20 protein-coding genes and 1 riboswitch are annotated in these 20,845 nt (G+C 41.9%); of the genes, 6 read left to right on the top strand and 14 right to left on the bottom strand.

All coding sequences use genetic code 11. From position 1 onward, the window contains the following. Window positions 1-66: 66 nt before the first annotated feature. The 7 genes from lysA to BBEV_RS06865 all read right to left on the bottom strand — a co-directional run bounded on the left by lysA (window position 67) and on the right by BBEV_RS06865 (window position 7,424). Entirely contained in the window at window positions 67-1,401 is a 1,335-nt protein-coding gene (gene lysA, locus BBEV_RS06895) for a diaminopimelate decarboxylase (RefSeq protein WP_069364796.1), read from the bottom strand. A gap of 107 nt (window positions 1,402-1,508) precedes the next feature. Then, window positions 1,509-1,682, bottom strand: a riboswitch (Lysine riboswitch). Window positions 1,683-1,743: 61 nt separating this feature from the next. Continuing rightward, window positions 1,744-3,045: a pyrimidine-nucleoside phosphorylase gene (locus BBEV_RS06890; protein WP_069364795.1), complete on the bottom strand. Its 1,302-nt coding sequence runs from the start codon at window positions 3,043-3,045 to the stop codon at window positions 1,744-1,746. A gap of 45 nt (window positions 3,046-3,090) precedes the next feature. Further along, entirely contained in the window at window positions 3,091-3,909 is an 819-nt protein-coding gene (locus BBEV_RS06885) for a purine-nucleoside phosphorylase (RefSeq protein WP_069364794.1), read from the bottom strand. Then, window positions 3,909-5,108, bottom strand: coding sequence for a phosphopentomutase (gene deoB / locus BBEV_RS06880; RefSeq protein ID WP_069364793.1), 1,200 nt, complete (start codon window positions 5,106-5,108; stop codon window positions 3,909-3,911). Before deoB ends, BBEV_RS06885 begins: the two co-directional genes overlap by 1 nt. Window positions 5,109-5,280: 172 nt before the next feature. Then, a complete protein-coding gene (gene xerD / locus BBEV_RS06875; protein ID WP_069366640.1) occupies window positions 5,281-6,171 on the bottom strand; it encodes a site-specific tyrosine recombinase XerD in 891 nt (296 codons plus the stop codon). Between the two features lie 148 nt (window positions 6,172-6,319). Further along, entirely contained in the window at window positions 6,320-6,754 is a 435-nt protein-coding gene (gene fur / locus BBEV_RS06870; RefSeq protein ID WP_069364792.1) for a ferric iron uptake transcriptional regulator, read from the bottom strand. 124 nt (window positions 6,755-6,878) lie between these two features. Beyond that, window positions 6,879-7,424, bottom strand: coding sequence for an NUDIX hydrolase (locus tag BBEV_RS06865; protein WP_069364791.1), 546 nt, complete (start codon window positions 7,422-7,424; stop codon window positions 6,879-6,881). A 122-nt stretch (window positions 7,425-7,546) separates the two neighbouring features. On the opposite strand from BBEV_RS06865, the gene BBEV_RS06860 reads away from it, so the two are divergent. Continuing rightward, a complete protein-coding gene (locus BBEV_RS06860) occupies window positions 7,547-8,458 on the top strand; it encodes an aldo/keto reductase (protein ID WP_069364790.1) in 912 nt (303 codons plus the stop codon). A 99-nt stretch (window positions 8,459-8,557) separates the two neighbouring features. Here the strand turns inward: BBEV_RS06860 and BBEV_RS06855 are convergent, their stop codons facing one another. Further along, a complete protein-coding gene (locus tag BBEV_RS06855; protein ID WP_198155079.1) occupies window positions 8,558-9,208 on the bottom strand; it encodes a peroxiredoxin family protein in 651 nt (216 codons plus the stop codon). Between the two features lie 190 nt (window positions 9,209-9,398). Between BBEV_RS06855 and uppP the strand changes: the two genes are divergently transcribed. After that, entirely contained in the window at window positions 9,399-10,232 is an 834-nt protein-coding gene (gene uppP, locus BBEV_RS06850; RefSeq protein WP_069364788.1) for an undecaprenyl-diphosphatase UppP, read from the top strand. 56 nt (window positions 10,233-10,288) lie between these two features. Here the strand turns inward: uppP and BBEV_RS06845 are convergent, their stop codons facing one another. The 3 genes from BBEV_RS06845 to BBEV_RS06835 form a co-directional block, all read right to left on the bottom strand. After that, window positions 10,289-10,816, bottom strand: a complete 528-nt coding sequence (locus tag BBEV_RS06845; protein ID WP_069364787.1) for a PTS sugar transporter subunit IIA — start codon at window positions 10,814-10,816, stop codon at window positions 10,289-10,291. Between the two features lie 118 nt (window positions 10,817-10,934). Beyond that, the gene (locus BBEV_RS06840) at window positions 10,935-11,810 is read right to left on the bottom strand and encodes a Cof-type HAD-IIB family hydrolase (protein WP_069364786.1); all 876 of its coding nucleotides are present in this window, start codon (window positions 11,808-11,810) and stop codon (window positions 10,935-10,937) included. Between the two features lie 27 nt (window positions 11,811-11,837). Continuing rightward, a complete protein-coding gene (locus BBEV_RS06835) occupies window positions 11,838-12,557 on the bottom strand; it encodes an SDR family NAD(P)-dependent oxidoreductase (protein ID WP_069364785.1) in 720 nt (239 codons plus the stop codon). Window positions 12,558-12,674: 117 nt separating this feature from the next. On the opposite strand from BBEV_RS06835, the gene BBEV_RS06830 reads away from it, so the two are divergent. Genes BBEV_RS06830 through BBEV_RS06815 form a run of 4 tightly spaced genes read left to right on the top strand, consistent with a single transcriptional unit; the run spans window position 12,675 to window position 16,778 of the window. Further along, window positions 12,675-13,457, top strand: a complete 783-nt coding sequence (locus BBEV_RS06830; protein ID WP_069364784.1) for a carotenoid biosynthesis protein — start codon at window positions 12,675-12,677, stop codon at window positions 13,455-13,457. A gap of 50 nt (window positions 13,458-13,507) precedes the next feature. Next, entirely contained in the window at window positions 13,508-14,185 is a 678-nt protein-coding gene (locus tag BBEV_RS06825; RefSeq protein WP_232318274.1) for a lysophospholipid acyltransferase family protein, read from the top strand. Then, entirely contained in the window at window positions 14,182-15,297 is a 1,116-nt protein-coding gene (locus BBEV_RS06820; protein ID WP_084007273.1) for a glycosyltransferase family 2 protein, read from the top strand. Before BBEV_RS06825 ends, BBEV_RS06820 begins: the two co-directional genes overlap by 4 nt. After that, window positions 15,294-16,778, top strand: a complete 1,485-nt coding sequence (locus tag BBEV_RS06815) for a phytoene desaturase family protein (protein ID WP_069364782.1) — start codon at window positions 15,294-15,296, stop codon at window positions 16,776-16,778. Before BBEV_RS06820 ends, BBEV_RS06815 begins: the two co-directional genes overlap by 4 nt. 24 nt (window positions 16,779-16,802) lie before the next feature. Here BBEV_RS06815 and BBEV_RS06810 read toward each other — a convergent pair whose 3' ends face one another. From BBEV_RS06810 to BBEV_RS06800, 3 genes are all read right to left on the bottom strand, one after another. After that, complete coding sequence (locus BBEV_RS06810; protein ID WP_069364781.1) at window positions 16,803-17,639, bottom strand: phytoene/squalene synthase family protein; 837 nt, start codon at window positions 17,637-17,639, stop codon at window positions 16,803-16,805. Between the two features lie 85 nt (window positions 17,640-17,724). After that, window positions 17,725-19,194: a phytoene desaturase family protein gene (locus BBEV_RS06805; RefSeq protein ID WP_069364780.1), complete on the bottom strand. Its 1,470-nt coding sequence runs from the start codon at window positions 19,192-19,194 to the stop codon at window positions 17,725-17,727. Continuing rightward, entirely contained in the window at window positions 19,191-20,696 is a 1,506-nt protein-coding gene (locus BBEV_RS06800) for a phytoene desaturase family protein (protein WP_069364779.1), read from the bottom strand. Before BBEV_RS06800 ends, BBEV_RS06805 begins: the two co-directional genes overlap by 4 nt. Window positions 20,697-20,845 lie beyond the last annotated feature (149 nt).

The following is a 20,845-nucleotide window of genomic DNA, read 5'->3' as shown; positions in this document are numbered from 1 at the left end:
TTTTACAATATTTTTAGTTGATGCATCTTCAGTTTAATGGAAACCTGATCGAATTGAAACCATTTTTCAACCCATTCTTTTTAATACGGGATTAATTCTACTGTATCTACTCTCTTTTCTGACAAGATCTTCATATTGTTCACGCTCGATCACACATTCATGGTGACCATCTTCGACAAAGACCACTGCCGGTCTGAGCATCCGGTTATAGTTACTTGCCATCGCATAACCATAGGCGCCAGTTGAGGAGACAGCCAGTAAATCACCTGGTACGGTATGAGGGATTTTCAAATCCCATATCAGCATATCTCCGCTCTCACAACACCGACCCGCAATCGACACCAGTTCTTCTTCCGGTTCATTTCCTTTGTTCGCTACCACCGCTTCATATTCAGCCTGATACAATGCCGGACGAATATTATCAGTCATTCCGCCATCAACAGATAAATAAGTCCTTAATGTTGGGATTTCTTTACGGGATCCGATCGAATACATGGTAGTCCCTGCTTCACCTACCATAGCACGTCCAGGTTCGATCCAGATTTCCGGCACTTTCATCCCTCGTGAATCAGCCTCTTGCTTAGCAGCCTGTACAGTTTTCTCGATGTATTTGCCTAAAGGTAAAGGTTCATCGTGCGTGCTGTAACGAATACCAAATCCGCCACCGACATTTAATACATCAGGCTCATAATCCAACTCTTCTTTCCAAAAAGAAAGTGATTTATAGATTTCCTTGACTGTATGCTCGAAACCCTCAGTTTTGAAAATCTGGGAACCGATATGAGAATGGACACCCAGCAGTTTCACATGGTCATGAGCCATAATCATCTGAATTGCTTTTGTCGCCTGCTGGCTGTTCAGATCAAAGCCGAATTTCGAATCTTCCTGTCCCGTTGAAATGTATTCATGCGTATGGGCTTCTACGCCCGGGGTAATGCGAATCAAAACGTCCACGGACTGTTTATTGGCTTCAGTAATCGCCATCAGCCATGTCAGTTCAGTGAAGTTATCCACCACAATGCAGCCAATCTGCTTTTCAACAGCCATTTCCAACTCGTCAGGCGTTTTATTATTCCCATGGAAATGAATTCTTTCAACAGGGAAACCTGCTTCTAATGCCGTGTAGAGCTCACCACCTGAACAGACATCCAGACTGAGACCTAGTTCATCTGCTAATTGAAACATTGCCACACAACTGAATGCTTTACTGGCATATGCAACCTGGTAGGATACGTTTTCTGTTTCAAAGGCCTTCTTAAAATCGTGGGCACGCTGACGAATATCAGCTACATCATAAATATAGAGAGGGGTCCCGTATTTTTCAGCAAGATGAGTAACATCCACCTCTCCAATCGTCAAATGTCCATAATCGTTAAACCTGCTTGTTCCATATAAACCCATTTTTAAACCTCCTCATATCCTCAGCTGCCTCCAGCGAAATCCTGTTCCGTCTCCATTGAATAAAAAGAATGGATATGCCTATTGCACATCCATTCTTAAACGTTCTATATCAGGATAGTGCTCCACTGCAATGACAGTGACAATAGACAGTTTATTCAACTGTCCACCAGCTCAAAGACGCGGAATCGGCCAGGAACTTCGGCAGGATCACCTTTCACGTAACATCCTCGTCAAACCGGACTCAGTCACGTTACTCATCTACCTGCACCTCTATCAGTATTCAATTTGTTTGGCAGTACGGAAAATGTAGCACATCACTTTATGAAATGCAAGTCCTGAGTTTTAGCTGATGACATCATAAATCAGTTGGGGTGAAGGTATTTCTTCTTTAGAAATCGAATAGGCTGCTTGCACTTTTTCAACAACCGTTTCATAATCGGCGTCATTTACATGAAGCGTTACAAGTGCTTCACCTTCTTCAACAGCATCCCCTATTTTTTTATGGAGTTCAATACCAACAGCAAGGTCGATCACTGAATCTTTCGTTGCTCTGCCTGCGCCTAAAAGCATGGCTGAAGTGCCGATTTCATCAGCCATAATGGCGCTGATGTATCCGGATGACAGAGATGGAACAGCGATCGTCTTTGTAGCAGTAGGGAGATTTTCAGGCGAGTCGACAATTGTATCATCGCCGCCTTGTGAACGTATGAAAAGTTTAAATTGTTCCAAAGCCTTTCCTGTCTTGACGGCTTCTTGCAGCAATTCTCTTGCTTCTTCGGTTGAATTTGCTTTTCCAGCAAGTACTGCCATATGACTTCCCAGTGTATAGCAAAGCTCAGTTAAATCAGCAGGTCCACGCCCATTCAGTGTATCGATCGCCTCTTTCACTTCCAGTGCGTTCCCAATCATGAAACCTAAAGGCTGGTTCATATCAGATATAATTGCAGTCGTATTCCGCTCTAAATTATTTCCTATTTTGACCATGGCTTCAGCAAGTTCACGTGATTCATCGAGTTCTTTCATAAAAGCACCCGCTCCGGTTTTTACATCCAAAACAATGGCATCTGCTCCGGCAGCAAGTTTTTTACTCATGATGGAACTGGCAATCATCGGAATTGAATTCACAGTTCCAGTCACATCACGCAAACCATACAATTTTTTATCCGCAGGGGTCAGATTATCTGTTTGACCCATCACCGCAACTTTATTTGTATTAACCAGGCGGATGAATTCATCATTGGAAATGTCCACACTGAAACCTTTCATCGCTTCAAGTTTGTCGATTGTTCCACCGGTATGTCCAAGACCCCGTCCACTCATCTTGGCAACCGGGACACCTATGCTTGAAACCAGAGGAGCCAGAATGAGTGTTGTCGTATCGCCCACACCGCCCGTAGAGTGCTTATCGACCTTAATACCTTCAATAGCAGACAGATCAATTGTGTCACCGGAATGAACGATAGCCTCTGTAAACCATGCCCGCTCATCATCATTCATATCTTTGAAAAAGATCGCCATACTCCAGGCACTCATTTGATAGTCAGGAATATCCCCGTTTGTATAACCCTCAATAATGAATTGAATCTCTTCTTTCGTGTGCAGTTTACCATCTCTTTTTTTCTGAATCAGATCAACCATTCTCATTGTTATTATCCTCCCTCAGTGACACTTAACTAGTTTGTTTGTCAATTATGCCAAACGTTTAACAATCTCTTTAACGAATGTCAGGAAGTCAAACCGGACTCTTTCGGTTGTTTCAATTACTTCATCATGCGTCAGTGGTTGATCGAGAATACCCGCAGCCATGTTGGAGATGCAAGAAATGCCAAGTACCTCCATGCCACTGTGTCTTGCAGCAATGACTTCAGGTACTGTAGACATGCCGACCGCATCGCCTCCAAGTGATCTCAGCATCCTAACTTCTGCGGGTGTTTCATATACCGGACCTGTATTACCGACATATACACCTTGTCTGACGGTTAAGCCGATATCATTGGCAACTTCATGTGCAAGATTCAAATAAGCTTTTGTATAGGCCTGTGACATGTCAGGGAAACGAACACCGGTTTCATCAAGATTGGGACCGATGAGTGGATTGGTGCCAAACATATTCAAATGATCTTCGATGATCATCAGATCACCAGGGTTGTACGATTCATTAATTCCGCCCGCAGCATTCGTAACAATCAGCTTTTCGACCCCTATTGCACGCATAACCCGAACCGGAAGTGTCACTAGCTGCATATCGTAACCTTCATAGAAATGAAAACGTCCTTGCATGGCAACAACCCTTTTTCCTTGAAGCTCACCGATTACAAGTTGCCCTTTATGCCCGGACACTGTGGAAGCAGGAAAGCCAGGAATTTCGTGGTAGGGAATCACAAGTGGCGCTTCGATCTCATCTGCCAGAACGCCCAGGCCCGAACCCAGAATCAAACCGATTTCCGGTTTGATTGTTAATTTTGATTCAATAAATTTCTTGGCTTGCTCAATTTTTTCCATATCCATTATTTTGATTTCTCCTTCAATAAGTCATAAAGAAAACTTGTGCCATAATCAGGCATCTTCACGTTAAAATTATCTGCCACCGTTGCTCCGATATCTGCAAAAGTCATGCGGGTTCCCAAGTTTACGGAATGATCCAGCTTTTTGCTGTATGCAATGAGCGGAACAAATTCTCTTGTGTGATCCGTACCTGAATGTACAGGATCATTTCCGTGATCTGCTGTTATCAGAAGCAAATCATTGTCTTTCAGTTTATCCAGTACTTCTGGCAATCGCTGATCGTAAGCTTCCAATGCTTTACCATAACCAATTGGATCTCTGCGGTGTCCGTATTTCGCATCAAAATCCACGAGATTCAAAAAGCTTAACCCAGTAAACGTCATGTCCACTGATTGACTTAACTTATCCATGCCATCCATATTATCCTGTGTACGCAATGATTTGGTAATCCCCTCACCATCGTAAATGTCAGAAATTTTGCCAATGGCAACAGAATCCAAACCTGCATCTTTCAATTCATTCATCACGGTTCTTCCAAATGGCTTCAATGCATAATCATGACGATTCGGTGTACGCTCCCATTCGCCATCTTTTCCGGTGAACGGACGTGCAATTACACGACCTACCATATATTTTTCATCCAACGTTAATTCCCTTGCCATCTCGCAAATTTCATACAATTCTTCAGGGGAAATGATGTCTTCATGTGCAGCAATCTGTAAGACAGAATCAGCTGATGTATATACGATCAAATCTCCTGTTTTCACATGATGGTCCCCGTACTCCACGAGAATTTCAGTTCCCGAAGCTGGTTTGTTTGCAACTACTTTCCGTCCGGTTCGCGACTCAATTTCCTGGATAAGTTCCGGTGGGAATCCATCTGGAAATGTGCGAAAAGGTGCATCAATAAAAAGACCCATAATTTCCCAATGTCCTGTCATTGTATCCTTCCCTACTGACTTTTCCTGCATAACACCATAACTGCCCAAAGGCCGTTCCACGTCCTGCCCACCCTGATACGATTTGATTTTCGTTAAGCCAAGTGAATCCATCACTGGCATTTTTAAGCCATTCATTTCTTCTGCAATGTGACCCAGGGTATCTGCACCCATATCACCAAATTCTGCAGCATCTGGAGCTTCACCGATGCCCACCGAATCCATTACAATCAAAAATATTCTGTTAAACTCAAATTGATTCATGTAAAACGTCCTCCTAAAAAAAATGATAGTTAAGTGTAAAGCCGTTGAATCTTCTCATTCTATAACTTATATCTGCTGGTTATATCCTCTATTCCCCAGAAGGTTCATTTCCACACTCCCTGTCGGAAGTCAGACATCTTCTGACAATCATTTTACAATACCACCTGAAATATTATGCTCTTGGGTGGTGTTTTTTGTATACATCCCGCATTCTGTTTTGAGAAATATGTGTGTAAATTTGTGTTGTCGAGATGTCCGAATGACCGAGCATTTCCTGGACAGAGCGAAGATCAGCGCCATTATCAAGTAAATGCGTAGCAAATGAATGCCTGAGCGTATGAGGACTGAGTTCCTTGAGTATTCCCGCTTTTTGAGCAACAGTGCGAATAAGCTTCCAAAATCCTTGTCTGCTCATTTTTCTGCCGTGGTGGTTTACAAAAAGAAGCTCGTGACGTTCATTCCGTATGAGTTGCGATCTGCCGTGATCGAGATAATTCTTAATACTGACCGTAGCGAATTCTCCCATCGGAATAATACGTTCTTTATTTCCTTTACCAGTGCAATGAACAAACCCCATATCCAGATTCAGATCAGATAGCTTAAGTTCCACCAGTTCAGAAACCCGCATGCCTGTTGAATAAAGCAACTCGAGCATCGCGGTCGTTCTGATGTCAATCGGACGTTCACCATCAGCTGCACAAAAGAGCGCTTCCACTTCACTCATACTTAATGTCTTCGGAAGTATCCCTGCCTGTCTTGGTCGTTCAATTTGACGGGCAGGATTTGTTGTTACATACCCCTCCATTACGAGAAACTGGTGGAATGATTTTAAAGCTGACAGTGATCGCGATACCGTGCTGGAAGCTTTATCAGCATCCATTAAATGTTGAAGATAACTCATAACATGAGCCTTATTTACTTGAGACCAGTCAGAAAATCCCGCTTCGATTTGAAGGTAATTCACATAAGTAGACAAGTCTCTTGCATAAGCCTCAATGGACTGACGAGCCAACCCTTTTTCGACTGAAAGATATTCCGTGAACGCATCAATTTCATGATCCATAACTTCCTCCAGTTGTTTAGTTGTTCGTACCTCTTTTAAGATTACCATACTTCCAGCCTTCTTCATATAGGAAAACTGTAATTTGAATGAAATGTCAAACAGCAAAATTTAAAAAACAATCCAGCGGACGCCGGATTGTTTTACTGACTTATTGACAACGGTGACAAATGCCATGGAACGTAAGCCTGTGATCTTTGATTTTGAATTTCCACCTTGTTTCAACTATTTTTTCTACGTCGTCGAGGAGATCCTCCTGAATTTCATCCACCGCACCACATTCAATACAAACAAGATGGTGATGAAAGTGGTTTGCACCTTCTTGTCTGAGGTCATAACGGGATACACCATCACCGAAATTAATTTTGTCAACTATTTTAAGCTCAGTCAATAATTCAAGTGTCCGGTAAACTGTAGCCAAGCCGATTTCCGGATATTTTTCTTTGACGAGCATATAGACATCTTCAGCACTCAAATGGTCATCCTCATTTTCGAGCAGAACGCGAACTGTCGCTTCCCGTTGCGGGGTTAATTTGTAGCTTTGTGAATGGAGCTGCTTTTTTATCCGTTCGATTCGCTGTTCCATGTCCTTCCCCCTAATACATGAACTTCGGAGCAATTACTCATTTCATTATAATCGGCATGAAAATCACATGTCAAATGAGAATCATTATCATTTTAATTTTATAATTACTATCACATAATATGTTTTATTCTTCACCCTGTTTAATGGCCATATATTGAACCGCATAGGCTGTTTTTGCATCATGAATGTCCTCGTTTATGATCATACTTTGCGCTTCATCTAACGATACATCCAGCCGGGTCACGAATTCATCATCGTCGGGGTATGCTTCTCCTTGAACTAATTCTTCAGCCAGGAAGATATGTACCAGTTCATTCGCGAATCCAGGGCTGGTATAAAATGAAATTAATTTTGACCATTTCTTTGCTGTAATTCCTGTTTCTTCTGCCAATTCCCGCTTTGCAGACTCCAACGGATCTTCACCCGGTTCAAGTTTCCCCGCAGGAATTTCGGCAATCGCTTTCTCCAAAGCTTTTCTGTATTGTCGCACGAGAACAAGTTCATTGTCGGGGGTAAATGCGACAATTGCCACTGCACCATTGTGATGAACCAGTTCACGTTGAGAATGGTTGCCATTCGGCAATTCCACCTCCTGGACTTCTACCTCTATGACATGCCCCTTGAATACAGGTTTTCTCGATATTGTTTTTTCTTCAAATTGTTTTTTCATTATCATCACTCCGTTTTTGGAACTTGAATTCTGCTTCAGTTTAACAGACTCCTTCTTATTTTTCACTAATGTCATGCATATTAGCAAGGAACAAGGGGTACCCGTAAAGTGGAGGTGTTAGTATGAAACGAAACCAGCTTGGTTCTTCATCACTGTTTGTGTCAGAGATCGGCTTTGGAACAATGTCTTTGAGCGAGGACCAGAATCACAACGAAAGAATTCTGCACGAAGCATTGGATAAAGGCGTTAATTTTTTCGACACCGCAGATTTATATCAATTCGGTATGAACGAAGTATCAGTCGGAAAAGCACTCGCTCCCTACCGAAACAACGTATTAATTGCATCAAAGGGAGGGAACGACTGGCATAGTCAAGAAGGCTCCTGGAGATGGCGCCCGGAAAAAGCATACTTGAAAGAAGCGGTGAAATCTTCTTTAAAGCGCCTGAACACTGACTATTTGGACCTTTATCAACTTCATGGCGGAACCATTGATGATCCCTTCGACGAAGTAGTTGAAGCATTTCAGGAAATGAAACAGGAAGGATTAATCCGGGCTTGGGGCATCTCATCGATCCGTCCGAACGTCATTCGGAAATTTGCGGAACAAACGGACATCGACAGTGTCATGATGCAATACAGTTTACTGGACAGGCGGCCTGAAGAATGGTTCGATCTTTTCAAAAATAATCAGATCTCTGTTATCGCCCGTGGTCCGCTCGCAAAGGGATTGCTAGCTGATTCCTGGGAAAAGCGAGATCTTCAAAAAGGGTATCTGGATTACACTGAAAGTGAATTGGCAGACGTATTACCGCGAATCGAAGAAGAAGCAGGAAAACTAAATATGAAGATGCAGCACCTTGGACTACGTTATGCGATTGAACAGCCTGAAGTGGCTACTGCAGTACCCGGAGCGAGCAGCAGCGAGCAGGTTCATGACAATTGTGATGCGGCAAACCAAGCATCACTGACATCAAAACAAATCGGCGCATTACGATTAATTACTAAAGAAGGACGATACGAAAATCATCGATAAAAAAGCGAGCTCATTGAATGAGCTCGCTTTTTAGGCATTACAGGGCGATTTTACAGTGTTCGAAGGTGAAAGTACACGATCAGCAAAATTTTCTAATGGTCAAGTCGGATCATATTCCCGTACAATTTGTTTATAATAATTTTCCAATGATTCATAATCAAAATAACCCTGACGTCTTACGGCAATATGTCCCTCCGGATCAATCATATACGTGGTTGGTGTAACCAGTATTTCATAATCCTGACGAACTGAACCATCTTCATCCAAGACAATTTCGAATGGTAATTCAAAATCAGAAACCATCGTTTCCACCGCTTCAATGCTGTGTTCAGTGGAGGTCATATTGACTCCGATAACTACGACATCTTCGTCTTTATACGTCTCATGAAATTCAGCATAATCAGGAAGCTTTTTTCTGCACGGACCACACCAAGAAGCCCACATATTCAGGATAACGAATTGCCCTTGGAAATCCTTAATATTTACTGTTTCACCGTTTAAATTCGTTAATTCAAACTCCGGAGCAATATAGCCTGGTGAAATCCCTGTTTCATCCTTGATTTCACCGGAAGATTCGTCTGCCAGATCCGAATCTGAAACAGGTTCCTGTTCGATTCCATCCTGATCCAAATAAGATTCCAGTGCATCATTATTGGAACCCTCTTCTTGAAACATATCCCAAATAACAAATCCACCCGTGAAGATAGCCAATGATAAGATGACACCAGACAGAAGTGATTTTATATTCATGATCAAGTCCCCACTCCTAAGATAATCTCCCTTCATCCTAAGCCTAATGCTTCTCACTGGCAAGTACTTTGGACTTTCCTGAATTATTAAATTTTTGTAAAGTTTGATTCCTGCCTCCCCAAAAGTCGCAAGCTTTGATACACTGTTAAAGATTAAAATAGAATTTATTAAAACTGAAAGGAAGGTTGTTGTGACACTTTTTGAAGCAATCGTATTCGGAATCATTCAGGGCTTAACTGAATTTTTACCTGTCTCAAGCACAGCACATATCGTCATTACACAGTTTGTATTTGGCTACACTTTTCCTGGTTTGTCTTTTGAAATCTTTTTACATCTGGCTTCTGTATTAGCTGTTATCATCTATTTTTGGAAAGATCTCTGGAATGTCATTCGTGGTTTTTTTCTGTATATTGTAAAACAACAAGCGGAAGATCGTGCTCAGTTTTATTTTGGTATATACATACTCATTGCAACCTTCATCACAGGAATTCTCGGTATGCTTATGACCGGCCTCATAGCAGATTCAATGAAGACACCACCGATGATCGCGGGTGCGCTTTTCGTTACCGGGTTTGCCTTGATTTTTATCGAACGGTTTCATAAATATGGCACTCGGACTGTTGCCAGTATGAATGCCAAAGATGCGGTCATTGTAGGTCTCGGACAGACACTTGCAGTTATTCCAGGAATCTCCAGATCCGGTGCTACACTTGTTACTTCGCTGTTGGCCGGCTTGGATCGGGAGACCGCTGTACGTTATTCTTTTTTGTTGGCTATTCCTGTCATTCTTGGATCCACTGTTCTTGCAATCAATGATTTCAGTATGGGCATCGTTGATCATATCGGAGGCATAAATTTGATTGTGTCATTTATTGTGACTTTTATTTTCTCTGTGATCGGCATCATTTGGTTGATCAGCTTCCTTAAAAAAAGCCGACTCATTTATTTTGCATTGTATTGCTTTATTGTCGGAACTTTAGTGTTTATCTTTATTGACCCATCAACGATAATGGATGTCGAATGATTCAGAATAGAATAAAAAACTCTCATCTGTTAAAAAGATGAGAGTTTTTTATTTGTTTATTTTGCTGTAATTTCAAGAATCACGGTTTCGCCTGAGACACCTTGCTGACCTTCATGTTTTTCCATAGAAGATACAGAGTCGTCTGCGTTTGTAATGACAAGTGGCGTAATTGTACTCTCTGCTTTTTCGTTGACGAGGTCAAGGTCAAATTCGATCAATTTTTCTCCTTTAGCGACATTTTCTCCTTCTTTAACAAGTTGTTTGAATCCTTCACCTTTCATCGCTACCGTTTCAAGACCAATGTGAATTAAAATTTCAACTCCATTTACCGTTTTCAGTCCTACAGCATGCTTCATACTGTCGGACATTTGAATTACTTCAGCATGGACTGGCGCATAAATGGCACCTTCATCAGGTTTAATCGCAATTCCGTCTCCCATCATTTTTTCGGAGAATGTCGGATCGGGTACTTCAGACAATGAAACCACTTCACCATTGGCATAAGCAGTCAATATGTCCTTTCCATCTGCTGCAGGCATTTGAACGGGTTCTTTCTTTGCTTTTCCAAATAATTTTTTCAGCATCAAACTTCACCATCCTTTTATAGTTAACTAATTCGATCTTGGATTACTTTATTGAACTGCTTCATACTTGAAAATTTAATCATGAATCCTGTTATCATAATTCCCTGCGGGGATGGAATTAAACATCCGTTTTTTGAGCGAGAGTTAAGTTTATCATGTGAGCCACACCATGTTTATCATTTGTTAACGTTTCAATATCACTGACTTTTTTGACCGCTTCACTAGCGTTGCCCATCGCAACACCCAATCCTGCAGCATCAAACATCGATAAATCATTCAAATTATCACCGATCGCCATGATTTGATCTGGTTCGATTCCTAAAGATGCCGCAAAGAATTTCACACCGTTCCCCTTGGTAGCGTTCCGATGCGTGATTTCAATATTATCCTTTGCGGAAGCACTGACAGCTACGTCAAGAAATGCAAGCTGTTCTTTCACTCTTTCTCTTGAGGTCTCGTCTTTTGAAAATGCCAGAAGTTTTAAAATATCAGGACCTCCAGTTCCTGTCAATTCATCATAACTCTTCACCATTCTGATCGAGCCGTTATCAAAACGCATTTCTGCAAGCTTTGCAGCATCGGCATGCGACGAAAATTCTCCTGATGACATCAGCAGGTCTACAACGAGTTTTAAGCCATCTTCTCTATTGTTGGTGAAAGCTCCGTCACTTGTATACACTTCATAATACATTCCTTCATTCTCAAGCGCCTTACGAACCGGCTTCAAGAGGTTTGAGTCAATTCCTTGCCGATGCAAAATTTCGCCGTTTATTCCTCTTACATCAGCGCCATTCACACAAACTGCAGGCAATGAAAGTCCTGCTTGTTTCAAAGGACCAGAAGCTTCGAAATAATCTCTTCCGGTTGCAACAATAAACTGAATCCCTTTGTTTTGTGCATGCCTGATGGCTGAGATATTTTCTTTAGATATCGACCAGCCGTCTTTCAATAATGTGCCATCCATATCGGATGCAATTAACCATATATTTTCCATCGTATAATTTCTCCTTTTTGAAAATCATTAGTGTCCATAAATCATTTTCCGCGTCATGCCACCATCGATGACCAGATCTTCCCCGTTGATAAATTGGTTTAATGGGTCAGAGAGAAACAGGCAGGCTCTGGTGACATCCTCTGTATGTCCGACACGCTTGGAGAAATGCTGATCGTGGTCTTTTTTTCTTAATTCAGAGGTTTCCCCTGTATGAATCCATCCGGGACTGATGGAGTTTACTGTGATTTTCTTCTCCTGAAGACTTGCAGCCAAGGCATGGGTCAGGGAACGCAGTGCACCCTTTGACGCTGCATAAGCTTCGCTGTCTGGTTCAGACATCATCGCTCTTGTAGACGCAATTAAAATGATACTGCTTCCTTCAGGCATGACCTGACTCAGGTATCTCGATAAAAATACAGCTGACCTGACATTCGTATTCATCACTTCATCCCACTCATCCATAGTTAACGAGTTTAGTGAAGTGAATTGTGCCAGTCCAGCATTATGAATAAAGCAGGTCACTGGATTACTCTGGACGACATCAAGCTGATCAATGATCGACTTCAGACTATCCCTGAATGCTAGGTTTTCTTGAATATAGTGAAGCCCCTTAAGATCATCCACCCATGAAGGCATGGGTTGTTTATCAATTATTGTAACCAGGTAGCCCTCATTTATAAAACCCCTCGCTATGCTTTTTCCAATTCCCTGAGCCCCCCCGGTAACTACTATATGCTGTTGATTCATTTACACCACTCCTTTTAATCGTTCATAAACTGCAAGATGCTCCCCTATAGACTAGCAGTTTGTTGTACAAGAATTCCACTGTAAGCTATAATTTAGATAATGATTTGGAGGTGCATGATGAAACATACATTTGATTCGCGCGTTTTTCTCTTTTTTATTATCTGGTACAGTATTGGTGTAGTGCTGTTAACGTTTGACCTGGTTCCTCCATGGCTTGAGTGGGCAAACGTTGTTTTTCTGATTACATCAGGACTGATAGCGATGCTCTATTTCTACCGCAGTCATGCAATGATTCCTGGAATCATTACAATCTCTATGATTTTTATTTTCTCAATGACCATTGAAAGTATTGGAGTTCATACAGGGCTTTTCTTTGGTGAGTATTCGTACATGATGGATTTCGGGCCAAAAATAGCCGGTGTTCCAATAACGATTGGATTCGCATGGGTTATGGTACTCGCAACGTCTCATGTATTGGCTGCGCCTGTGACAAAAAAAATTCCCCGGTTGAAGGGGCTCGCATATGCTATTTACGGTGCAATCATCGCTACATCTCTCGATCTGATCATCGACCCTGTTGCTTATGAAGTAAAACAATATTGGGTATGGCATGAAAGCGGCTTCTACTATAATATCCCCTTTTCCAATTTTCTCGGATGGTTTATCCTGTCGTTTGTGCTCCACCTGATATTATACATATTCTTCCACAGAAGTCGCGGCTGGACCAATATACGCTCCCCGTTTTGGGAATTCCGTATGGTACTTCTCTATGGGATGATGATGCTGTTGTTTATGATAGTAGCACTGGTTAACGGCTTGATTCTCGCTGTTGTTTTATCTCTCACTTTGACTGTTTTATATACAGGCATCTATTTAATCCTGAAAGGAAAGACGTCATGATACAGGCTGAACGGAGTCCTCACTTCATCAAATTATTCCATTTGTATAACTTGAGACTCTTAAAAAAATCCTTTCATTCCATTCAATTGACCCGGTCATCTCTCCATCCGGATGATATCCCAGCTGGTGCGATGGTCATTATCAATCATTCGTCCTGGTGGGATCCGCTGGTGTTATTTTACCTGAACGAAGTCTGGCTCAAAAAAGACGGCTTGGCCATGATGAGTATAGAAGGTTTAGAACGGTTTCCCTTTTTTCGAAAACTGGGTGCGTATTCCATCAATTCAACTGATCGAAGGGAAATCATAACGTCCCTTCAATATACCTTAAATCAAATGGATCAGGATTGTAACATATTTATTTTTCCGCAGGGCGAAGAAACCCACTTGGAATCACGGCCTCTTCAATTTCGATCGGGTACAGCATTTTTGAACAGTAAACGTCCTGACATTCCGGTGGTTCCTGTTAGCTTCTACCACCAATTGCTTCATTATCAGCTTCCGGAGTGGTTCATCCATATCGGCGAACCGGTGGATCTTTCTAAAGTCACAGACAAACAAGAAAAAACGGCAGTTTTAGAAAATCGAATGACTGAACAGCTTGAATGTCTGAAAGATCTGGTGATTCATGATGAACAAAATCAATTCGTCTCGCTTCTTAAAGGAAGACCCGGTATTGGAGAATCACTGGAAGCTGTTAAACGTGCATTAAGGAGGTCGATTGAGTGATCTTCCTGATGATATGGACCCTGTTAGTCATTCAAGTCTGGGTCTTGTTTAACGGCAATCTCCTCTCAATTCTTAAGGTCACAAAATCCCTGCCCGCCAAGGGTAAAACCGATCAGCCCCTGATCAGTGTTATGGTACCGATGCGAAATGAAGAACGGCATGCAGAGGGGTGTATTCAAACATTAAAGGGCCTTGATTATGACGCACTTCAATTCATTATTATCGATGATGGATCAGAGGATCGTACAGCATCATTACTAGATAAAGCCATTGATTACGATCCCCGTTTCACGGTTATTCAGGGAAGTGAGTTACCTGAAAACTGGGTTGGAAAAGTTCACGCCTGTTATCAGCTTTCTACGAATGCTCAAGGAGATTACTACCTTTTTCTCGATGCAGATGTTCGAGTTCACCCTTCTTTGATTCATGAAACACTTGAACAGATGAAACCGGATGTGGGAATCATCAGCGGATTTCCCCATTATCCGCTGAAGGGTGTTTTAGGTCACCTGCTTGTACCTTTGCAGCATGTCATTGTTTATCTTCATTTGCCAGTGATGTTTGCAAACTTTACTACCTGGCCCGCTGCCACTGCTGCACATGGGGCCTTCATGTTTTTTCGGAAGAAGGCGTATGAAGATGCGGGCGGGCATCAGGCCGTCAAAAATTCACTGGTAGAAGATGTACATATTACCCGAAAGATAAAAGCAAGTGGTTGGAAAGGACTCCTCGTTAATCCTAGCCGCCTCATTTCTTGTTATATGTATGAATCCAACCGGGAAGTGTGGGAAGGTTTTTCGAAAAATATTTATCCCGGAATAGGACGCAATCCATTCATAGCGGTGATGCTGTCTGCTTTCTATTTGACATTCTTCACTGCACCTTTGGGAATTGCCATTTACGGAGCCTTTTTGGGCAATTGGCTCTTTATTGTTCCACTTCTGCTTGTGATTTCAATTAAAATAACCATCGATCTGATGAATAAGCAGAAATGGTGGCTTGGTTTATTTATGCCGGTGTCCATGCTGTTATTGGTCATCCTGCTCATTTATTCTATGTATCTTTCGTTCGCAGGAAAAGGCTTCACTTGGAAGGGGAGAACCTATTCATGACAATCACTAAAAAAGCCGTGATTATCGGGGGCGGACTCGGTGGTTTATCTGCAGCAATCAGTTTGAGAGCGGCAGATTATGAAGTGACGATTCTTGAAAAGAATCAGCATTTGGGCGGGAAATTGCACGAAGTGAAACTGGGCGATGCCTCTTTTGACTTTGGTCCAAATACGATTACCATGCCACACGTTTTTCAAAACGTTTTAAACGATGCAGGACTCAATCCGGACGATTATTTTACATTTTCGCGCCTCGACAGTCATACAAAAAATGTTTTTGCTGATGGCTCTTCCTTGATGTTTCATTCTGACAAAGATCGGATGATCCAGGAATTAGCAAACTTCGATGACGAGTCTGCATTACGTTATCCTGCCTATTTAAAAGAAACAGAGAAGTTGTACACATTGGCAAATACACATTTCTTTCACCGGACATTCTCTTCATGGCGTGACTATCTGTCTGTTCCTTTGGCCAAAGGAACCATGATGGCCAGACCGCTTGAAACACTGGATCATTTTCATCGGAAATTCTTCAAGGATGAGCGGATCGTCAGTGCATTTAATCGTTATGCCACTTATATCGGCTCATCTCCTTTTCTGACCCCCGCCACATTCGGTCTTATTGGCCATTTGGAAATGTCACAGGGTGTTTTTTATGCAAACGGTGGCAATCACACCATTTCCGATGGCTTTGCCAAGGCCTGTAAAGACTTAGGAATAATCGTACATACTGGTTGTGAAGTCATTTCATCAACCATTCAGAATGGTGCTATTCAAGAAGTTTTGACGCAGGATGGTAATACTTTCAGTGGCGATGCATTTGTTTTGAACGGGGATTTACTTACGCAAAGTGAACGGATACTCGGTGAACATGGTTCCGCTCACATGACGAATAAGCCTGAACCCTCTGTTTCAGCATTTGTGGTCATGGCTTCTGTGAACACGCGCTTTGATCTTCATCATCACCAGGTCTTTTTCGGTCAGGATCCTTCGTTGGAATTCGACCAGCTCTTTCGTAAGCACTCTTTTGGAGAAGATCCGACGATATACATCTGTACATCGTCAAAATCTGATCCTGCAGTTTCTCCATCAGGGGACAACTTATTTATTTTACTTAATGCGCCGCCTCTGCAAGCTGATTTATCTTTATCAGAACATCCGGACGAAACTAAAAAACGGATCTACAAAATCCTCTCAGAAAAGAAGATTTCGATTGAAGACCATTTGATTACAGATCAGGTTGTTGGACAATTAGATATCGCGAAGCGCTTTCACGCTTATCGGGGCGCCTTATATGGTCTTTCCTCCAATCGTCAGCGGGATACGTTTCTCCGGCCATTTAATAAATCTGCTTCGGTCAGTAATTTGTATTTTGCAGGTGGGAGTACACATCCAGGTGGTGGCTCACCGATGGTTGTATTGAGCGGGAAAAATGTCGCAAATCTGATCGTGACAAATCATTCACAAATAAAGCGAACATGACTTATAAATCAAGTCATGTTCGCTTTATTTGATAGATTCCTGTATTATTCTTTCTTTCTCTTTTGTTGTAATAAATGCCCTTTGATCAAATACTTGATATCGATTTTTTCTGACCGCATTCAAGATCTCACTGTAGAACATCGCAGCCGCCCGGACAGGGAGTCTGGCATTTAACGGATAGAGCGATAACTCCTTAATCCCAAGTGAATAATGATGGTCTGCCAGCGATGCTAACTCTTCCCACATCGAAATAAAACGGTCATCTCTGATTTTATTGAACAGATCTTGTTCAGTATAATCGTGGCGAGCCATCACTTCCCGAGGCAGGTATATTCGGTTACGGCGGAGATCTTCACCAATATCACGGAGGATATTCGTGATTTGCATCCCATAACCCAGTGACACTGCACTATCGTACAATTCATTTTTCCGTTCCGGGGCAAGCACCGGCAACAGCATCAATCCAACAGTACTTGCAACGTGGTAGGAATAGTCAAGAAGCTCATCGACTGTCTGGTAACGATTTTTTGTTAAATCCATCGCTTGTCCCTGTATCATATGGTAAAAAGGCTCAGGTTCAAAATCAAAGCGTTGAAATGAATCTTCAAGAGCAATCCAGAGAGCAGAATCATTCGGACGACTGCCACTCATAAACAGATCTAAGTCATTACCGAATACTTCGAGTTCCTGAACAGGATGAGCGCCTTCATCTACAATATCATCTGCTTTTCGGCAAAATGCATAAATCGCCCAAACCGCTTCCCTTTTTTCGCGAGGCAAGTGTCGAAAAGCCATAGCAAACGTTTTTGAGTGATGTTCAATGATCGTTTTACATTCTTGATAGGCTTCTCTCAATTCCATCTTGCGCTCCCCCTCAATTGTTTTAATTATCTATTTTATCACATGAGCTGAATGATCATATATGACACTAAAGTCATTTATTCTTTCACTTAACTTCATGGTTTTCAGAATGATCAGCTAAGTCCTGTCGGTCCATGAATTCTGAAAGAAGTCTTGCACCATGCATCACAATAGGCACACCTCCTCCAGGATGAATCGATGCACCAACGGCATAGAGGTTCTCATAGTTAAAGGGCTGCACTTGTGGTCTGAAGACACCAGATTGGAAGAGAGTAGGTGCCAAACCAAAACTTCCGCCATCAAACAATCCGTCCCGCATGCTGTCGTGCGGTGTGCGGACTTGCTTCCAGGCAATCTTATTCAGCAGATTAGAATCCACGCGTTCTTCAAGTTCTTTTACCATCTTCGCTGCAAAAAGGTGATAATCATCTTCGTCAATATAACTTGCTGAAGGAACAGGTATCAGAACATATGCGACACTTTTCCCTTGGGGTGCGAGTGAATCATCAATCAAAGATGGATTGAACACATAGAACGATGGGTCATCAGGCAGTCGATGCTGATGAAATATTTCTTGCATCTGCTGATCTAATTCATCACCCATATAGAACTGATGTACATCAGATGTGCTCAAAGGTTCATTCAAACCAAAATATATTAATACACATCCTGTTGATGGTTTGTAATGGCGAGTGGATGCTTTACCTGTCACCAGTTTTTCTGCGACAGGAAAATCACCGTTAAGAATGAAGCGGTCAAACAACTCCAATTCCTGATCAGCTTCAAGAGCGACAGCGCGGTTTCCTTCAAACTGAAGCTTCTTTACTTCTGAATTACAGCGAATGGTAACTCCCCGCTCAGTCAGTACCTTTGTCAATACTTCAGCCAAGCGGGCATAACCACCTTTAATATACCAGATACCATGTTCATGCTCACTGTATGGAACCAATGAATAAATTGCAGGTGTTGTATCAGGTGACCCACCAATATAAAGTGTCTGAAGATTAAAGCATTCCTGCAATTTCGGATGCTTGAAATATTTTTTGGTTTGTTGCCTGACCGTCTGATAGGCTTTCAACTTCATCAATGTCTTCAGGTTAGTTCCTGACCAGAAATCGCTCTTTTGAACAAAATCCTTGTCTAAAAAAGCCTTCTTTCCTTTTAAAAAACGGTCTTTCATATTAGCCATATATGCGGTAAAGGCTGCTTCCTCTCCGGGGAAGTGCTTACTGATTTCATCTTTTTGCCTATTTTGATCGCTGAATTTATAAAAAGTCGTTCCGTCTCGGAAATGAAGTGGATAAATCGGGTCAATTCGCACCATATCGATAATGTCAGGGTTTACGCCCGTTTCTTCAAGGATGTTTTTAATCATAAATGGCAGTAATACGATGGTAGGACCTTCATCAACCTGATAACCATCCTGCCCTGCAAAACTGAGCCGTCCGCCAAGTACCGATTGTTTTTCGAATATCGTTACTTCTTCTCCTCGTTGAACACGGTAGAGTGCAGCTGTAATGCCTCCGATTCCTCCACCAATGATCGCCGTCTTCATAAGGAAACCCTCTTGGTTGTTTTGTAACTGTTGGCAATCAGGTTTGCGGTAATTCGGCCTGATTCAAAAATAGTCGGTAAACCACTGCCCGGATGAGTCCCTCCACCAACAAGCCACAATCCTTCGAAATCCTGATATTCGTTATGTGGCCGGAAATACATCATCTGACCCAGATTATGCGCCATGTTAAATGTAGCACCTTTATAGACATATTTGTCATTTTCCCAATCAAGCGGCGTCAGAATTTCTTCGAAAATCAGATGATCCTGTATATCAGTAATTCCTGTTTTCTCTTCAATCAGTTTCCAAATTTGCTCCCTGAATGGCTCTTTCGACGTTTCCCAATCAATCTCCGAAAAATTGTTTGGGACCGGTGCAAGTATGTAGAGACCTGCTTTCCCATCAGGAGCAAGTGTCTTATCGGTGGAAACCGGATTTTGAACATAGATGGATGGGTCGTCCGAAATGACTTTGGCATGTGTGATTTCTTCGACGTTCTGCTTGTAATCATCGGAAAATAAAATCGTATGATGATCCAGATCAACCTGACAATCCAGACCTGCATAAATCATAAAAGTAGAACATGAATATTTTTTCTTTTCCAATTTTTTATTTGAATGCGCACGTCTTAATGAATCATCAATCAGCATTTCCATCCCTTTAGCAAAATCCGCATTCATAACAACATGGTCCGAAGAAACTTCTTCATCGGTATCCAAAATCAATCCTTCAACTTGCCGTTTATCATTAATTTTCAGTTTTTTCACCCCTGTACCAAGCCGGATATGCCCGCCATGTTCTTCCACTACCCTCGCCATTGCCTTCGTGAGCTGATTTAAACCACCCTCAGGATGAAAGATTCCCCACTCATGTTCCATATAAGATAAGATACTGAATGCACCCGGACACTCCCAAGGAGACATACCCAAATACTTGGATTGGAATGTGAAAGACAGTTTAAGCCGTTCGTCATCAAAATAACTGCTTAAAACATCATATAATGATTTCCCAAGTTCAAGTTCTGGAACGGCTCTCAAACTGCGAAACGCGAAATAATCCGTCAATTTATTGTGTTCTGTCTGTAAAACCGGCATCAGAATGTTCATTTTTTTTCGTGTATCCTTGATGAACCGGTCATAATGATCCTCGTTACCGGGAAAGTGCCTGGCGATTTCCGCTTTCATTTCATCAGAGTTTCTCGATACCCTGACAGTAGTGTCATTAAAAGATAAAGAATACATAGGCTCGAGTTCATGAAGATTAACATAATCTTGTAATCGTCGCCCTGAGGCCTCGAATACCTCTTCAAGAATGTGTGGCATGCTGAAAAAAGTTGGACCTAAATCAAATGTGAATCCCTCTTTTGTAAACGATGAGGTTCTGCCGCCAATGTAGTTTTGCTTTTCATAAACCGTCACGGCAAATCCTCTGGCAGAAAGCATCATCGCTGCAGCCAGTCCACCAGGTCCTGCTCCAATCACTGTTACCTGTTCTTTATTCATCATTGTCACCTCAGAAGTTTTCTTATGGTTTATTTTGTATTTCTAGTTATACCCATTTCATATAACAGATAAACAAAACTTGTACATAACGATCGGAAGATTTTTCTTGCAGTTTTTATACAAATAGCGCGATAATAGAGAAAAGAGAG

Origin of the sequence: Salisediminibacterium beveridgei (assembly GCF_001721685.1) — a bacterium.
GTDB lineage: Bacteria > Bacillota > Bacilli > Bacillales > Salisediminibacteriaceae > Salisediminibacterium > Salisediminibacterium beveridgei.
This window is presented reverse-complemented; position numbering and strand designations above follow the sequence as displayed.

Excerpts from the sequence above, each read along its gene's own strand:
- lysA (WP_069364796.1), bottom strand. The coding sequence starts at position 1,401 with ATGGGTTTATATGGAACAAGCAGGTTTAACGATTATGGACATTTGACG.
- BBEV_RS06890 (WP_069364795.1), bottom strand. The coding sequence starts at position 3,045 with ATGAGAATGGTTGATCTGATTCAGAAAAAAAGAGATGGTAAACTGCAC.
- BBEV_RS06885 (WP_069364794.1), bottom strand. The coding sequence starts at position 3,909 with ATGGATATGGAAAAAATTGAGCAAGCCAAGAAATTTATTGAATCAAAA.
- deoB (WP_069364793.1), bottom strand. The coding sequence starts at position 5,108 with ATGAATCAATTTGAGTTTAACAGAATATTTTTGATTGTAATGGATTCG.
- xerD (WP_069366640.1), bottom strand. The coding sequence starts at position 6,171 with ATGGATCATGAAATTGATGCGTTCACGGAATATCTTTCAGTCGAAAAA.
- fur (WP_069364792.1), bottom strand. The coding sequence starts at position 6,754 with ATGGAACAGCGAATCGAACGGATAAAAAAGCAGCTCCATTCACAAAGC.
- BBEV_RS06865 (WP_069364791.1), bottom strand. The coding sequence starts at position 7,424 with ATGAAAAAACAATTTGAAGAAAAAACAATATCGAGAAAACCTGTATTC.
- BBEV_RS06860 (WP_069364790.1), top strand. The coding sequence starts at position 7,547 with ATGAAACGAAACCAGCTTGGTTCTTCATCACTGTTTGTGTCAGAGATC.
- BBEV_RS06855 (WP_198155079.1), bottom strand. The coding sequence starts at position 9,208 with ATGAATATAAAATCACTTCTGTCTGGTGTCATCTTATCATTGGCTATC.
- BBEV_RS06845 (WP_069364787.1), bottom strand. The coding sequence starts at position 10,816 with ATGCTGAAAAAATTATTTGGAAAAGCAAAGAAAGAACCCGTTCAAATG.
- BBEV_RS06840 (WP_069364786.1), bottom strand. The coding sequence starts at position 11,810 with ATGGAAAATATATGGTTAATTGCATCCGATATGGATGGCACATTATTG.
- BBEV_RS06835 (WP_069364785.1), bottom strand. The coding sequence starts at position 12,557 with ATGAATCAACAGCATATAGTAGTTACCGGGGGGGCTCAGGGAATTGGA.
- BBEV_RS06830 (WP_069364784.1), top strand. The coding sequence starts at position 12,675 with ATGAAACATACATTTGATTCGCGCGTTTTTCTCTTTTTTATTATCTGG.
- BBEV_RS06815 (WP_069364782.1), top strand. The coding sequence starts at position 15,294 with ATGACAATCACTAAAAAAGCCGTGATTATCGGGGGCGGACTCGGTGGT.
- BBEV_RS06810 (WP_069364781.1), bottom strand. The coding sequence starts at position 17,639 with ATGGAATTGAGAGAAGCCTATCAAGAATGTAAAACGATCATTGAACAT.
- BBEV_RS06805 (WP_069364780.1), bottom strand. The coding sequence starts at position 19,194 with ATGAAGACGGCGATCATTGGTGGAGGAATCGGAGGCATTACAGCTGCA.
- BBEV_RS06800 (WP_069364779.1), bottom strand. The coding sequence starts at position 20,696 with ATGAATAAAGAACAGGTAACAGTGATTGGAGCAGGACCTGGTGGACTG.